This window comes from Pseudarthrobacter sp. N5, assembly GCF_050157035.1.
GTDB lineage: Bacteria > Actinomycetota > Actinomycetes > Actinomycetales > Micrococcaceae > Arthrobacter.
Map to the genome: position 1 here is coordinate 1970938 of NZ_CP189593.1, position 15227 is coordinate 1986164.

Sequence of the window (15227 nt, forward strand, 5' to 3'; positions counted from 1 at the left end):
GGGCGTCAGCCGTCCACGTCGTGCAGGTGATGGACGACGTCGTGGAGGAAGTACTGCGCCAGCGTCAGGACCGTGAACTCCGAACCGTTGCTGCGGAGGCCTTTCCTGCCCCAGTCGCCTTCACGGACACCGGCGAACGAATCAGCAGCCTGCCCGCCCTCGGCCGCCAGCTCGGCACTGACCACCGCCGGATCGGCGTTGGCATAGTCCTTCTCAACTGCCGTCAGATCCTGGTCCCAGTTTTCGAACCGGGCGTTGTCATCCGTCAGCATCAGATTGAGCCTCTGGTCAAAGAGGCTGAAGACGTCCCGGACGTGGGAGGCGTACTCCAGCGCTGACCAGGTGCTTTCATCCGGACGTTCGGCCACATCCGGCCGGCGCAGCACTGCACGCCAACGCGGCAGCATGTTCTGCACCGTTCCAGCCACGGTGGCCGGCGTCACTGTGGACGCATCGAAGCCGCATTCGGGGCATTGCCTCGAAAGAACCCAGGTCCAGTCTTTGTCATCGGGAATGATAGGCATGCCAGTATTCTAGGCGGGATCAGTCACCGGCCGGATCAGCCCACGCCATGGCCGGGCCGATCGCATCCACGGCCTGGGACAGCGGAATACCTGAGCCATCGCGCCTGCCATGTTCCTGCGGCAGGGACCGGGCCACTCCGGCGAGCGAGGACGCCTTGGCCGGACCATGGCCTGCCCACGCCTGCAGCAGCGTGTCTTCCCCCTTGAGGAAGCGGTGAGCCCGCACACCGGCCGTAGCACGACCCTTGGCGGGGTACTCGGAAATCGCCGTCACCTTGGCGGCGCCCGGAGCGGTCCCGGGCAGTGCTCCGATGGTGCCCGCGATGGTCACGACGACGGCGGCATCGTCGCCCGGGGCGACGGTCCCGAAGAACAGCACCTCATCACCTGCGGCCAGCTTGATTCCGGCCATGCCGCCGGCTGTCCTGCCCTGCGGACGGACGTTGGCGGCACTGAACCGGAGCAGCTGCGCCTGGCGCGTCAGGAATACGAGGTCGTCGTCGTCGGACCCGGCGGGTGCAACGCCCACCACAGCGTCCTTGTCCTTGAGTGCGATGACTTCCCAGTCCTCGCGGTTAAGCGGGTACTCGGGCTGTACACGCTTGATGACACCTTGTGCCGTTCCGATGGCCAGTACCTCGTCCAACGGGGCGAATGCCACCAGTGATTCGCCGTTCAGCAGGGTGATGAAATCCTTGGCCTGGACACCGCCGGTGAGATTCGGCAGCCCTGACATCGGCGGCAGTACGGGCATGTCCATCACCTGGACGCGCAGCATGCGGCCCAGGGAAGTCACGGCAGCAATCTCGCCGCGGGCCGAAGATTTCACCACGGAGCGGAAAACATCGTGCTTGGAACGCGGTCCGGACTCAGCCAGGCTGTCCTGGTTCGATGTACGGGCGATCTGGCCCGAGACCGTCAGGATGGCCCAGCATGGATCATCGGCAATCTCCAGGGCGAGTGGCGCCGCTTTGCCTCCGGCGCCCGTCGCCGCTTCCAGTGCGGCCGCGACCGTCGGGGAGACGGCTTCGGATTCCAGCAGGACGGTGCGCCGGGGAGTGCCGTACTTCTCCGCTATTACGGCCAGTTCCTCGGAAACGAGCTCCCGAAGCCGTTCCTCAGACCCCAGAATGGCCTCGAGTTCTTCGATTTCCCGACGGAGCTGTTCCCTCTCCTTTTCCAGCTCGATCCGGGAGAATTTGGTCAGCTGGCGCAGCCGGAGTTCCAGTATGTGGTTCGCCTGGATTTCGGACAGATCGTAGATGGACATCAGACGTACCCTGGCGGCTGCAGCCTCGTCCGAGGACCGGATGATCTGGATGACCTCGTCGATGTCCACGATGGCGATCAGCAGACCTTCCACCAGATGCTGGCGGTCCTTCTTCTTGCCCAGCCGGAACGCAGTCCGGCGGCGCACCACGCTGATGCGGTGCCCAACATAGACGGAGAGAAGCTGCAGCAGACCCAGAGTCTGCGGCTGTCCGTCCACCAGCGTCACATTGTTGATGCCGAAGGAGTCTTCCATGGGTGAATAGCGGTAGAGCTGCTGCAGCACTGCATTCGGGTTGAAGCCGTTTTTCAGCTCAATGACCAGTCGGAGTCCATGTTTGCGGTCGGTCAGGTCAACGATGTCGCTGATGCCCGTCAGCTTCTTGCCGTTGACGGCGTCCTTGATCTTCTCGATCACTTTTTCCGGACCCACCATGTACGGCAGCTCGGTCACCACAAGTCCGGTCCGGCGTGCCGAAAGCTGTTCCACTTCCACTTTGGCCCGGGTCTTGAAGGACCCGCGCCCGGTGGCATAGGCATCGCGGATGCCGCCCAGCCCCACAATCCTGCCGCCGGTGGGAAGGTCCGGCCCCGGAACGAACCTCATAATGTCTTCCAGCGAGGCATCCGGGTGGGCAATGAGGTGCCGGGCCGCGGAGATAACCTCCACCAGATTGTGCGGGGCCATGTTCGTGGCCATGCCGACAGCGATCCCAGTGGCACCGTTGACCAGAAGATTGGGGAATGCCGCCGGGAGTACGTCCGGCTGGGTCAGCTGGTTGTCATAGTTGGGGACGAAGTCCACCACGTCCTCGTCGAGGTGGTCTGTCATTGTGAGCGCCGCCGCGGCCAGGCGGGCTTCCGTGTACCGCGGTGCTGCCGGACCGTCGTCGAGCGATCCAAAGTTGCCGTGACCGTCGATCAGCGGGAGCCGCAGCGAGAAGTCCTGCGCCATGCGTACCATGGCATCGTAGATGGCGGTATCGCCGTGCGGGTGCAGCTTTCCCATCACTTCGCCCACCACGCGCGCACTCTTCACATGGCCGCGGTCCGGACGGAGCCCCATTTCGCTCATCATGTACAAAATGCGCCGCTGAACGGGTTTGAGGCCATCACGGGCGTCCGGGAGCGCCCTCGAATAGATCACCGAATACGCGTACTCCAGGAACGAGCCTTCCATCTCGGAAGTGACGTCGATGTCAACGATATTCTCGGTGAAGTCCTGGCTGGTTTCCCCGGAAGAGGAGGGACTTTGGCGGCGGGCCATGGGGCTGGTGGATCCTTAAGGAGTACTGCGGAAGTTTTTGGCTAGGCTAAGCCTATGGTGGATCAGCCCGGGGACGGCGTATATCCGGAATATTGGGAAGCCGATGTCGTCCTGCGCGACGGCGGGACGGCCCATTTGCGGCCCATCCATCCCTCCGATGCGGACGCCTTGCAGGCGTTCCACACGGCGCAGTCGCAAAATTCCATCTACATGCGCTTTTTCGCATTTAAGGCGAGGCTCTCCGGCAAGGAGCTGAAGCGGTTCACGGAGGTCGACTACCGGGACCGGGTGGCGCTGGTGATCACCATCGGCGGCGAGATCATGGGAATCGGCCGCTATGACCGGCTGGAGGACCCCGCTGAAGCCGAAGTTGCGTTCAACATCGCCGATGCACACCAGGGCCGCGGCATCGGCTCCATCCTGCTGGAGCATCTGGCCGCTGCGGCCCGCGAAAACGGTATCAGCCGGTTCAGCGCGGAAGTCCTGCCGGAGAACCGCAAGATGCTGATGGTCTTTGCCGACGCCGGCTACGACGTCAGACGCCATTTCGACGATGGCGTGGTCAGCCTGGAGTTCAACATTGACCCCACGGACAAATCCCGGGAGGTGATGGAATCCCGGGAACACCGCGCCGAGGCGCGGAGCGTGCGGGATCTCCTGGCGCCGTCGTCCGTGGCCGTCATCGGGGCCAGCCGGAAGTGGGGCACAGTGGGGTACCAGCTCCTGGAACACGTGGTGGAGGGCGGCTTTACCGGCCCGGTTTATGCCATCAATCCGGAGGCCCTGGAACTGGCCGGAATGCTCTCCTTTGGCCGGCTGTCCGAGGTCCCGGATCTGGTACAGCTGGCCATCATCGCCGTTCCTTATGAGGAAGTCGCCAGGGTTGTTGACGATTGCGCTGCCGCGGGAGTCAAAGGAGTGGTGGTGGCCTCGGCCGGTTTTGCGGAGGACGGCGAGCGCGGCCTGGCCCGCCAGCGCGAGCTGGTCAGGCGTGCCCGGGCCAACGGCATGCGCGTCATCGGTCCGGCATCGCTGGGAATTGTCAACACCAATCCGGACGTCTCCCTTAACGCCTCGATGGCCCCGGCCCTCGCCCGCAAGGGCGGACTGGGACTGTTCAGCCAGTCGGCAGCCATCGGCGTCGCTCTTTATGCGGTGTCCAGCCGGCGCCGGCTGGGCATTTCCACATTCCTGTCGGCGGGCAACCGGGCGGATGTCTCGGGCAACGACATGATGCAGTTCTGGGAAGACGACGCCGACACCACTGCCGTGGGGCTGTACCTGGAGTCGATCGGAAATCCACGCAAGTTCTCCCGTCTCGCCCGCAGGCTTGCCCGGACCAAACCGGTGATTGTGGCCAAGTCGGACTCAATGGGCCTGCAGCTGCCCCCTGGTCATGCCGTGCGGACCACCCAGGCGCCCGCGGGCGCCCTGGATGCGATGCTGCGCCAGTCCGGTGTCATCCGGGTGGAGACCATCGAGCAGCTGATGGATGTGGCCCAGATCGTGGCCAGCCAGCCGCTGCCGGCGGGCCCTGGTCTGTCCGTCTTCAGTAACTCCCGGGCTCTGGGGAAAGTGGTGGCGGACAGTGCCTCGGCCCACGGTCTTGGAGTTGTGGGCATTGCGACGGACATTGACCTCGACGCCGGGATGTCCCGTGCGTTGCCGGCGCTTCGCAGCAGCCTGCTGGAGATGCTGGCGCCAGAGGCCGTTCACGCCGTTGTGGTTGCCTTGCTTCCGGCCAGGGGACTCACCGTGGATAGCATCGTCAGCGTCCTTGCGCAATGTTCGGCCGCGGCTGGAAAGCCCGTGGTTGCCGCCTTCTCCGGCATCCTGGATCCTGCTGTTTTTGTGGAAGGCATGGTGAGTGCGCCGGAACAGGACCCAGGAAGCCGCGGGGCCTTGGTGCCCTGCTTTTCCAACGCCGGGGCCGCCGTGGCGGCGCTGGCCGCTGTCGTGCGGTACTCGCAGTGGGTGGAACAGGACCAGGGACTGTTTGTCGAACCGGACGGCTGCGATGTTGAGGCCGCACGGGCCGATATTGAGAATCTGCTCGTGGATGTGCACGGCGACCAGCTTCAGCAGCTGGACACCGCCGCCGCCGCTAGCCTCCTGGGACACTACGGCATCACCGTCCTACCCTCGGAAGGCTTTGAGACTGCAGATGAGGCCGTGGCGGCAGCCGGCCGGCTTGGCTGGCCGGTGGCCCTGAAAACCACGGACCAGGCATTGCGTCACAGGCTGGATCTGGGAGGTGTCCGTCTGGATATCCAGGATGCCGATTCGCTGCGCCGGAACATCCTGCAGATGGGCCGCGCCCTGGCAGCGTACGGCTCGCCGGCCCTCGAAGTCCAGACGATGGCCCCGGTGGGACAGGCCTGCACGTTCCGCGCCATTGAAGATCCGCTGCTGGGCCCGGTGGTGTCCTTCGGGCTGGCAGGCGACGCCGTCAATCTGCTCGACGACTGGGCGCACCGGGTGCCGCCACTGACCGGCACCGATGTCCGGCAATTTATCAGGAGTCCGCGGGCCGCCCGCAAATTGTTCGGCTACCAGGGACTGCCCGCCGTGGATACCGTAGCGCTGGAGGACCTCGCGGCCAGGCTGACGCGGCTTAAGGACAATCATCCGGAAATCGCCCTGGTGGACTTCAATCCTGTGCTGTCCGGTCCGCAGGGGGTAGCGATCCTGGCGGCCGACGTCCGGATCGCGAACGCGGCGCAGCGGACAGACAGCGCCCGGCGTGCCATGCGGAGCTGACAGCGGTTAGCAAGTCCCCAGCCGATCTGTGAAAATGGGGGAATGAGCTCCCAGCCTCCCACCTCGAAGCCTCACACGCCCGGCAATGACAACCAGCCCGCCCAGCACCCCGGTTCGCACAGCCACAGCGCCCAGGGCCAGAGCCTTGAAGCAGCCCTTCAGCAGGCAGGTTTTTATCCCAGGCTTGTCGCCGATGTTGTGGATGACGCACTGGACGGCCGCGATTGTGTGGCGCATCTTGTTCATCTGGAGACCCATTTTGACCGTGCTGAGGTCAGGCGCCACATCACCGTGCTGGTGCTGACGGAAGACATGCTGGTGATCACCCACGTGGATGATCAGCAGCTGGATGACGCCGGCGAGCAGATCGTGGCGCAGATCTCCACTGAGTCAGTTCCGGTGGCACAGATCCGTTCTGTGGTACTCAGCTACATGTACGCCCAGCCACAGGACTACAAAGCCACTGATCCTGTCCGTGAAGTGAGCTTGTCCATCGCATGGTCCGGAGGCCAGCGCCTGGAGATGGGTCCGGCCAGCTGCGGGGATCCCCAGTGCGAGGCGGACCATGGCTACAGCGGAACCATCGCCCAGGAAGACATTCTCCTGCGTATCAGCGCCGAAGCGGACGGCCTTCAGGCTGTCCAGGATGCCAAGTTGTTTGCCCGTGCACTGCGCGCGGTTAATACCGGGTCTACAGCTGCGGCCTCCCATACCGGACAAGTGCTTCAGCCGCGTCCGAGGATGGGTGTGTTCGGCAACCGCCTGAGCCGCGGGCATCAGCGCTGAGATGGTGCCGGACCCCGAGAACTCCCCATATACCGCGTCCGCACGAAATGCGACAGCGGTGACAGCCGTCGCCGCCACACTGCCGCCGGCGCCTGCCTACGGGCACCGCTCTGTCGCCGAAGTATTCACCAGTGCAGCTGCAAGCCTGGGCGTACCCGGCTTTGAGAACCGGCTGAACCTGCCGCCCGCCCGACGGATCTGTGTGGTGCTGGCAGACGGCCTGGGCCGGAATCTGCTGAAGCAGAAATCCGCCCACACGCCCTTCTTGCGATCCGTGATGCAGTCCGGGCAGGGTGCGGTCCCGGTGTGGCTCGACTCCGCATTCCCATCCACCACCGCATCTTCACTTGCCAGCCTCGGTACCGGATTGGCGCCCGGGCAGCACGGCATGGTGGGCTATGACGTCCTGGATCCCGGACAGGACAAAGTAGTAAACATGCTTGGCAATTGGGATGGCGGCGTGGACCCGCTCGAGTGGCAGCCGTTTTCGACCGTCTTCGAGCGCGCAGCAGGGCATGTGGATGTCACCACTGTGAGCCTGCCACAGTTCAGCGCCTCTCCCATGACACAGGCCGCCTTGCGGGGCGGCAACTTTGTATCCGCCGTTACAGCCCACGCCCGGACCGCTGCCGCCGCTGAAGCCATGGCAGGGGCGGAGTCTTCCCTGATGTACTACTACGTCAATGATCTGGACAAGGCCGGCCACCGGCACGGCAGCCAGTCAGCCCAATGGGAGCACCAGCTCGAGGAACTGGACTCCACGGTCAAAAGGCTTCATTCGGTGCTGCCTGCCGGAACCACGGTGCTCCTGACCGCCGACCACGGCATGCTTGATGTCCCGGAAGCCCAAAGAATCGACTACTCAGCCGAACCTGAGCTGATAGCGGGTGTCAGGCACACGGCGGGGGAGCCGCGCATGGTGCATCTGTATCTGGAGTCCCCTGGTGACGCCGCGGGCCGCGACCGCCTGCTGGCCGCGTGGCGCAGCCGGTTTGGGGAGCGGATCTGGGCGTTTACCCGGGAAGAAGCGGTTGCCGCCGGTCTGTTCGGCGCTGTCCGCCCCGCCGTCGTCCGCCGGATCGGAGACATCATGATCGCGGCCCGGGACCCGGTGGCGTTTTACGACACCCGAAGGGTCCGGCCCACGGCCCTGGAAGTTGTGGGTCAACACGGCTCGCTGACCAAGGCGGAACGCGAAGTGCCCCTGCTTTGTTTCCAGGCCGCAGGCAGAAGACCAGCGCGTGGCTGAGCTCATTTTCTTTTCGGGAACCATGGACTGCGGCAAGTCCACGCTCGCACTCCAGATGGATTACAACCACCGTGCCAGAGGCCGCGGCGGGGTCAGGTTCAGCCGCAACGACCGTGCCGGGGGCTCGCGGATCTCGAGCCGGCTGGGCCTGGAAACAGACGCGGTCGAAGTGGCGGACAGCACCGACTTCTGGGACGAAGTGGTGCACCGCCGGACGAAGGGGCTGCGCGTTGACTACCTGATCTGTGATGAGGCCCAGTTCTATACACCTGCCCAGGTGGAGCAGCTGGCCCGCGTAGTGGACGAGATCGGCGTCGACGTTTTCGCTTTCGGGATCACCGCAGACTTCCGCACGCGGCTGTTCCCCGGCTCGCAGCGGCTGATCGAGCTGGCCGACCGGGTTCAGGTCCTGCAGGTCGAGGCATTGTGCTGGTGCGGCCGCCGGGCCACCCACAACGCCCGGACCGTCGACGGCGTGATGGTCATGGAAGGTGCCCAGATGGTGGTGGGCGACGTGGATATGGCCGGCGATTCCCTGGCCGCGGGAGGTGAAGGACACCGGGCCGTGGGCTACGAGACTCTTTGCCGGAGGCACTACATGCGCCGTGTGACGGCCCATGGAGCAAATATCATGGCGCAGCAGGATCAGCTGCTCCCGTTCGAAGTGGAGGCCTGCCTCTGGGACGGCTCAGGCCAGCAGCCACAGGGCCCTGCACTGGACGGTTAGGCCTTTGCCAGCCAGCCCTGCCGACTGCTGTCAGTCGCCTCTGGTGCCGAACACTATCTCGTCCCAGCTGGGGACACTGGCACGTTTCGGTTTGGATGGTTGACGCTCGGGGAGCCCGGAGTCCCGTTCAGGACGGTTCGCTGTTCCCTGATCATCGGGGCCCCGCCGGGCGCTTCCGCCGCCCAGCAACTCGTCCAGCCCCACGTTTGCGGAGGGGGCGTCGTCAGCGTTTGCAGCGGGTGTGGCGGGACCAGCCGGACGGGCCGGACCAGCTGCACCCGCGGAGTGAAGCGGCGAGGCAAGAATGGTGATTTCCCGTGTTTCCGTACTGACGCCGTCGTGAAGTTTCAGGGGATCGTCGTCGTCATCATGATGCCTGGGTATCAGGCTCAACCGCGACAGCATCGAGGGCCGGGCATCGCTGGTGCGGGTGAGAGGATCGGTGCGGGCTGCTGGCCCATCCGTTTCTCCGGAGTCTCCCCGGCCGTGACCGGAGGCCGAGGACTCAGCATCCGGTTCGGCGGCAACCTCGGCTGGCCGGGGGTGTGCTGCCGGGACCCCGTTGGTCAGCAGCAGCGCCAGCGCGTCATCACCATCTTCATCAACACCCAGGCGCTGTCCTCGGCGCGAACGCAGCATATCGAGTAAGCCGTCCGAGTCTTTCCCCTTACCGGATGTACCGTTCTGTGCTCCACCATTGCGGGCTGCGGCAGCCTCGGCATCAGTCTCGAAATCAAAGGGCCGGTCCGAAACGGCCGACAACCGGCGTGCCGGAAGCGGCCCATCCAGCGGCTCGAGTTCACTGAGCTGCTGTGCCCAGCGGTTGGCGTTCTGAAGCGACTTCCGTGAGGGGCTAAACGTCCACATGGCTGGAGGTTCCTCGCCGATACCGGGCTGGCCGTCCTGCTTCGCTTCGAAACGGGCTACTACTGTCCAGGTACCGTCCGGCCGGCGCCAGGAGTCCCACTCCACAGAGGAGGATTCAATCCCGTGGGCAGTGAGCCGGTGGGCAACCATATCGGCGAGGGACGCCGGGTTGTCTCCGAAGGCCGAACGGTAGCTGTCATGTCCTGGGGCCGGGGAGGCTACCTCCACCTTCCTGGCCTGCTGGGCCACGTACTCGCGCTCGGCCAGCACCGGACCCTCGTAACGCTCAACCTTGGCCAGCGGCAGGCCCGAAAGATCGGCCACCTCGGCCGCCGTCGCGCCGCTGCGGATTCTCGCCTGGATGTCGCGTGGCGACATGGCAACGGCAGCACCTGCGCTGCCCCTAGCTTTCACGGGGTGCCTGCTGGCCGCCCGCAATGCGTCATCGATCGGCAGCTGGAACATCTCGCCGCCGGCACCACTCAACAGAAGGTGATTTCCGTCGTCGTGGACGCCTACAAGCCGTAGATCCTGCATACAAATCCTCCACCCTGGCATTACTATCAATCGAAACTCTGCCACCCGGCAGCACTTTTTCGGGTTAAGGTGGAGGGCGCGCCGCGATATTCCGGGACTTTCCCTCCACTCGTTCCCTGACTCGCTACCTGACTCGTCACTTGGCCTGAAAATGAGTTCCGCCAAGGTCTGGCTATTTATCGTGGCTTAGGGCATGATGTGCCGCAATCGGGCACAAACTGACCGTGGCCGGCGTTATCTAGGATGAATCATCCACTGATCAACTACGGAGTGTGGATAACAGAAAATGGCGACAGACTACGATGCGCCGAGGAAGTCAGAAGAGGACCTCAATGAGGATTCGATTGAGGAGCTCAAGTCCCGCCGCGCCGACAAACCAACCGCAGTGGTGGAAGAGGACGAGACTGACCTGGCTGAGGGTTATGAATTACCCGGAGCCGATCTCTCCGGCGAGGAACTGCTGGTCCACGTGATGCCTGCCCAAGCTGATGAATTTACCTGTGCCTCGTGTTTCCTGGTTCGCCACCGTTCGCAGATTGCCCGCGAAGCCGGCGGTCTGCTGTACTGCAGGGACTGCGAGGGCTGACTGGTGAGAGGTTCGCAGCGGGCCGGAACCGGCTACCGCGAGAGTGCGTCCACCAGCTCTTCAGGCCGCCGTGAGGACGCGAGCCAGTAAGGGGTGCGGTCCGAAGGATCTGTGATTTCAATCCTTACGACCGGATCGATCCAGCCACGGATGCACAGAAATGCCAGACCGTGCAGCCGGGTGCCCCGCTCAGCGCTTGCTTCCTTGGTGCGGAAGGACGTTGCCGCGCCGACGAACCTGCGCTCGATGCTGGCCCGCCCTACCTGGAGGGTTTCAGCGGTGACGGTGATGGTGGGAGTGGACAGGACCAACATAACGGCCATGATGGCGAAAAGCACGGCCGCCGCCGTGTATCCCGCTGCCATGCTGATGGGTGCGAACACCAGAATTCCCGCACCGGCAAGGCCTGCCGCGATCACCCAGATCCAGATGGTGGGCCACAGCTTTTCGCTGAAAAGTTCAGCGGTTCCGGGGGATGAGCTGTTATGGGCAGGCATGGCTGCACTTGATTCGGACATACCCCCAGCTTTCCACTTTTCCGCGGGTATTTCATCTTGGGCTCCGGCCGCCGGCAGCTAGGCCGAATTCGTCCCCTGGCGTTAGAATGAGTGACTGTGACTGACCAAAGAACGGCCGTAAAAACACCACCGCAGGACACCACCGAGGACATCGCCGTCACTGGGCCGATGAACTACGGTGCCCCCACGCTCCAGGTTCAGCTGAAAATGCTCGACGACGGTTTGGAAGTTCCGTCGTATGCCCACCCCGGCGACGCCGGAGCAGACCTTCGCGCCCGTGAGGACCTGCTGCTGGAACCCGGCGAGCGGCGGCTGGTTCCCACCGGTGTTTCCATTGCCCTGCCTGACGGTTTTGTGGCTCTCATCCACCCGAGATCCGGACTTGCCACCAAACACGGGCTGACCGTGGTCAACGCCCCCGGAACGGTGGATGCCGGCTACCGGGGCGAAATTTCGGTGACTCTGCTCAATACAGACCGCCACCAGGCCATTGAACTCCGGCGCGGCGATAGAATTGCCCAGATGGTCATCCAGCGCGTGGAATACGCGCAGTTCGTGGCTGTCAGCGAATTGAGCGACTCGGTTCGCGGGGCAGGTGGCTTCGGATCCACCGGTGGCTTTACTGCACCCGTCGGCTGAGACGACGCCCCGGCTACCGCGCTTCCGCCGGCGGCAGACTTTAGCAACGCGCTGCAGACCCCACGCCTGTCCTGTGAGGACCGGCGCGGCACGATCACAACGAAGGAGACAACCCGATGGTTTTTGGGCGTGGCAGGAGAGCCAAGAAGGACGAGGAGGCAGCGACGGGGGAGACCCTGGAGTCCGCTGCGGCTGACAACGCCGACGAATCCGCTGACGGTACTGCTGAAGGCAAAGAACTGCATGCCACCGGACCTTTCGACGATTCCGAGATCGAGAACCGGGACGGGTATGTGGATCTCGGCGCGCTCCTTATTGCGCCTTGTGAAGGACTGCAGCTGAGGCTGGAGGTTGAAGAAGCCACCCAGCGCGTTGTTGCCGTCACAATGGACCTCAACGGGTCAAGCCTGCAACTGCAGGCCTTCGCTGCGCCCAAGTCCGAAGGCCTGTGGGACGAGATCCGGGAACAGATCGGACAGTCGGTGGGAAGCCAAGGCGGACAGGTCGAGGAGATCCACGGTGGTTTCGGCACCGAACTGGTGGCCAAGCTGCCCGCCGGCGCGGCAGACGGCAGCCGGGGATACCGGGTGGCACGCTTTATCGGCGTCGATGGTCCACGCTGGTTCCTCCGCGGAGTCTTCGGTGGAGACGCAGCCTTGGACCGCGACGCCGCTGCCCGGCTTGAGGAGCTGTTCCGCCAGATTGTGGTGATCCGGGGAGACAGTCCCATGCCGCCACGTGACCTTCTGCAGCTGCGGCTTCCCAAGGACGCCACCGGAACAGCCCCTCAGGGAGCTCCGGAATTTCAGCAGCCGGAACGCGGGCCGGAGATCACCCAGATTGGCTGAATCGACAAGCGCCGCCAAGCTGCCGGCGATGCCGGTCAGCCGGCTCCCGGAACGCGGCCGCGTGCTGTGCCACGGAATGATCGAATCGGTGACCTACATGCCGGCTGACCAGATAGCCGCATTTACCGCGATCGTCACAGACACGGAAGAGTACCGGCGAGGGGCTCCGGCTGAGGTGATCCCCGGTACGCCCGCATCGGTGCGCCGCCGAGCCGTGTCCGGCCGCCGCGACCGCTTGCGTGTCATCTGGCTTGGGCGGCGACGGGTTCCCGGCATCCAGGCCGGAACGGAACTTCGCCTCGAGGGAATGCTGACCTTGGATGAGGGACTGCCCACCATTTTCAATCCACGCTACGAGATACTGTCCCGCCAGGAGAACGAATGACGCTGCCCGACACCCCGGACTCCGCCGGGACGCCGAAACCGGAGAACCCGAAGGAGCCCGTTTCAGTAGCTGCGCTGGCCGAAGGCTACGCGGCAAAGGCGGGGCTGCACCGCACCCATGACGGCCGGATCGATGTCCTGAAGAGTGCAGGCGGAGTGCAAGGGATCGCCGAGAGCATTCTGCCCGGGCTCGTTTTTCTGATCAGCTTCACGGTCACACGTGAGCTGACATGGTCGCTGGCCGCAGCGCTGGCCGCAGCTGCGTTGTTCACCGCCGTCCGCCTGATCCAGCGTCGTCCGCTCACACAAGCGCTGGCAGGAATTGTGGGGGTCGGTATTTCGGCCTGGCTGGCTAACACGACGGGCAAGGCCGAGGATTTTTACGTTCCGGGGTTTTTCACCAATGGCGCATACATCCTGGCCATGGTGATTTCCATTGCCGTGAAATGGCCGGTGGCCGGCCTGCTCTTCGGATTTATCCGGAACGAGGGGCTTGAATGGCGCAAGGATCCCCTGAGAGTGAGGGCCTACCGGCTGGGCACCTGGATTATTGTCGTAGTGCTTGCCCTCCGGCTACTGGTGCAGCTTCCGCTGTATTTTATGGGCGAAGACGGACTTGCCGGCCTGGCCACCACTCGCCTGATCATGGGTGCCCCGTTATACATCCTCGGCCTGTGGACGGCCTGGCTGGTCACCCGCCCTGGCCCAGCGGTTCAGCCGTCGAAGCCGTCATCCCCGGTGGTCTGATCCGGGCGGCTGTTGCCGCTGCCCTCCGGAACCGGGACGCCGTCGGCATCGTCGCCGCTGGAATCCTCGGACTCGGGGGACAGCAACGCCCTCAGCTGGTCTTCTGCGGCAATTGTGGTGACAAAGAACAGTTCGTCGCCGCCATCGATCACGTCATCGCGGCTCGGCGTAATAGGGGCCTGATCCCGCAGGATGGCCACCAAAGTGGAATCTTCAGGCCAGTCAATGTCTCCCACGGTGAGCCCAATAACATGAGAGTCATGAGGTACGGTGAACTCGACCAGGGACGAGACACCGGTCTGAAGGGTGAGAAGCCGGACGAGGTCGCCGATTTCCACGGCTTCCTCCACCAAGGCAGTCATCAGCTGGGGTGTGTTAACCGCGACGTCGACTCCCCAGGAATCGTTGAACATCCAGTCATTCTTGGGATTGTTGACGCGCCCCACGGTGCGGCCGACGCCGAATTCCGTTTTGGCAAGCAGTGACACCACAAGATTGACTTTGTCATCGCCGGTGGCTGAGACCACCACTTCGGCATCCTCGAGCTTTGCATCCTGGAGCGTGCTGAGCTCACAGGCGTCACCAACCAGCCAATGGGCGCCCCGCAGGCCACTGCGGCCAATGACCTCAGGCTTCAGATCGATGAGCAGAATTTCGTGTTTGTGTGCCAGCAGCTCGCGGGCAATCGAGGAACCAACGCTACCTGCGCCGACAATAACCACTTTCACTGGGACTCCTTGGCTGGTGCTTTGGCCAGAACCTGGGCGACTTCAGAGCTGCGCTCCACCCGCAACATGGCGTGGACGGTATCGCCTTCCTGGTAGGCAGTACCCGGTCCGGGAAGGAGCCCTTCGCCGAAACGCGTCAGGTACGCAATGCGGATGTCGGCCGCCTTTTCGATCGCGCTGATCCGGTGCCCGAACCAGCCGGGATCGAGGTCTACTTCGGCTAGTACAAGCCGTCCGGACGGTTCACGGAAATCGCCCGTGAGGTGCTGCTCCGGAAGAATGCGCCGCAGTACCTGATCCGCGCTCCAGCGCACCGCAGCAACCGTGGGAATCCCCAGACGCTGGTAGATCTCGGCTCGGCCGGGATCATAAATTCTGGCTACCACGTGCGGGACGTGGAAAGTTTCGCGGGCAACGCGGGTGGCCAGAATATTGGAATTATCGCCGCTGGATACTGCGGCGAACGCATAGGCCTCGGCCACGCCTGCCTGCTTCAGGGTTTCCCGGTCGAAACCGACACCGGTGACTTTCCGGCCGCTGAAGCCGGGCCGGAGCCGGCGGAACGCCCGCTCATCCTGATCAATGATGGCCACTGAATGGCCTGCATCCTCAAGGGTATGCGCCAGGGTTGCCCCCACCCGGCCGCAACCCATGATCACGAAGTGCGCCAACCGGTCCTCCTCAAACTTCTACGCGTGTTGCTGCTGGGTAAGACTCTACCGGCACGGCGCAGGATTACTGCCGCCCGGATACCGTCATGACATAGCCGTCGAATCAGACTAGCTTTGTGG

The 15227-nt window shown here is 63.9% G+C and carries 15 protein-coding genes; 9 read left to right on the forward strand and 6 right to left on the reverse strand.

Annotated elements, in window-relative coordinates; translation table 11 throughout:
* Positions 1-5: 5 nt before the first annotated feature.
* Both ACQCST_RS09495 and ACQCST_RS09500 read right to left on the reverse strand, forming a co-directional pair.
* The gene (locus tag ACQCST_RS09495) at positions 6-524 is read right to left on the reverse strand and encodes a DinB family protein (protein WP_426999009.1); all 519 of its coding nucleotides are present in this window, start codon (positions 522-524) and stop codon (positions 6-8) included.
* Positions 525-543: 19 nt separating this feature from the next.
* Positions 544-3060 carry a DNA gyrase/topoisomerase IV subunit A gene (locus tag ACQCST_RS09500; protein ID WP_426999010.1) on the reverse strand — a complete coding sequence of 839 codons (2517 nt, stop codon included), beginning with the start codon at positions 3058-3060 and terminating at the stop codon, positions 544-546.
* A 54-nt stretch (positions 3061-3114) separates the two neighbouring features.
* On the opposite strand from ACQCST_RS09500, the gene ACQCST_RS09505 reads away from it, so the two are divergent.
* From ACQCST_RS09505 to ACQCST_RS09520, 4 genes are read left to right on the forward strand one after another with little or no spacing between them, the layout of a single operon-like run.
* Positions 3115-5820, forward strand: a complete 2706-nt coding sequence (locus tag ACQCST_RS09505; RefSeq protein WP_426999011.1) for a GNAT family N-acetyltransferase — start codon at positions 3115-3117, stop codon at positions 5818-5820.
* Between the two features lie 42 nt (positions 5821-5862).
* On the forward strand, positions 5863-6606 hold the full coding sequence (locus ACQCST_RS09510) for a DUF5998 family protein (protein ID WP_426999012.1): 744 nt from the start codon (positions 5863-5865) through the stop codon (positions 6604-6606).
* A gap of 1 nt (position 6607) precedes the next feature.
* On the forward strand, positions 6608-7855 hold the full coding sequence (locus ACQCST_RS09515) for an alkaline phosphatase family protein (RefSeq protein ID WP_426999013.1): 1248 nt from the start codon (positions 6608-6610) through the stop codon (positions 7853-7855).
* Positions 7848-8582 carry a thymidine kinase gene (locus ACQCST_RS09520; protein WP_426999014.1) on the forward strand — a complete coding sequence of 245 codons (735 nt, stop codon included), beginning with the start codon at positions 7848-7850 and terminating at the stop codon, positions 8580-8582. Before ACQCST_RS09515 ends, ACQCST_RS09520 begins: the two co-directional genes overlap by 8 nt.
* Positions 8583-8612: 30 nt before the next feature.
* Here ACQCST_RS09520 and sepH read toward each other — a convergent pair whose 3' ends face one another.
* Positions 8613-9986: a septation protein SepH gene (gene sepH / locus ACQCST_RS09525; RefSeq protein ID WP_426999015.1), complete on the reverse strand. Its 1374-nt coding sequence runs from the start codon at positions 9984-9986 to the stop codon at positions 8613-8615.
* A gap of 286 nt (positions 9987-10272) precedes the next feature.
* Between sepH and ACQCST_RS09530 the strand changes: the two genes are divergently transcribed.
* Positions 10273-10572 carry a DUF4193 domain-containing protein gene (locus ACQCST_RS09530; protein ID WP_426999016.1) on the forward strand — a complete coding sequence of 100 codons (300 nt, stop codon included), beginning with the start codon at positions 10273-10275 and terminating at the stop codon, positions 10570-10572.
* A 32-nt stretch (positions 10573-10604) separates the two neighbouring features.
* Here the strand turns inward: ACQCST_RS09530 and ACQCST_RS09535 are convergent, their stop codons facing one another.
* On the reverse strand, positions 10605-11090 hold the full coding sequence (locus ACQCST_RS09535) for a DUF3093 domain-containing protein (protein WP_426999017.1): 486 nt from the start codon (positions 11088-11090) through the stop codon (positions 10605-10607).
* 96 nt (positions 11091-11186) lie between these two features.
* Here ACQCST_RS09535 and dut point away from each other — a divergent pair, with 96 nt between their 5' ends.
* The 4 genes from dut to ACQCST_RS09555 all read left to right on the forward strand — a co-directional run bounded on the left by dut (position 11187) and on the right by ACQCST_RS09555 (position 13708).
* Positions 11187-11729: a dUTP diphosphatase gene (gene dut, locus ACQCST_RS09540; protein WP_426999018.1), complete on the forward strand. Its 543-nt coding sequence runs from the start codon at positions 11187-11189 to the stop codon at positions 11727-11729.
* Between the two features lie 116 nt (positions 11730-11845).
* Positions 11846-12577 (forward strand): DUF3710 domain-containing protein, encoded by a 732-nt coding sequence (locus ACQCST_RS09545; protein ID WP_426999019.1) that lies wholly within the window; start codon positions 11846-11848, stop codon positions 12575-12577.
* 28 nt (positions 12578-12605) lie between these two features.
* On the forward strand, positions 12606-12962 hold the full coding sequence (locus ACQCST_RS09550) for a hypothetical protein (protein ID WP_426999133.1): 357 nt from the start codon (positions 12606-12608) through the stop codon (positions 12960-12962).
* Entirely contained in the window at positions 12959-13708 is a 750-nt protein-coding gene (locus tag ACQCST_RS09555; RefSeq protein ID WP_426999020.1) for a DUF3159 domain-containing protein, read from the forward strand. Before ACQCST_RS09550 ends, ACQCST_RS09555 begins: the two co-directional genes overlap by 4 nt.
* On the opposite strand, the gene ACQCST_RS09560 is transcribed toward ACQCST_RS09555, so the two are convergent.
* Both ACQCST_RS09560 and ACQCST_RS09565 read right to left on the reverse strand, forming a co-directional pair.
* Complete coding sequence (locus ACQCST_RS09560) at positions 13675-14436, reverse strand: potassium channel family protein (protein WP_426999021.1); 762 nt, start codon at positions 14434-14436, stop codon at positions 13675-13677. The two genes, ACQCST_RS09555 and ACQCST_RS09560, sit on opposite strands and share 34 nt — an antisense overlap.
* The gene (locus ACQCST_RS09565) at positions 14433-15107 is read right to left on the reverse strand and encodes a potassium channel family protein (protein ID WP_426999022.1); all 675 of its coding nucleotides are present in this window, start codon (positions 15105-15107) and stop codon (positions 14433-14435) included. The genes ACQCST_RS09560 and ACQCST_RS09565 overlap by 4 nt, the downstream gene beginning before the upstream one ends.
* Positions 15108-15227 lie beyond the last annotated feature (120 nt).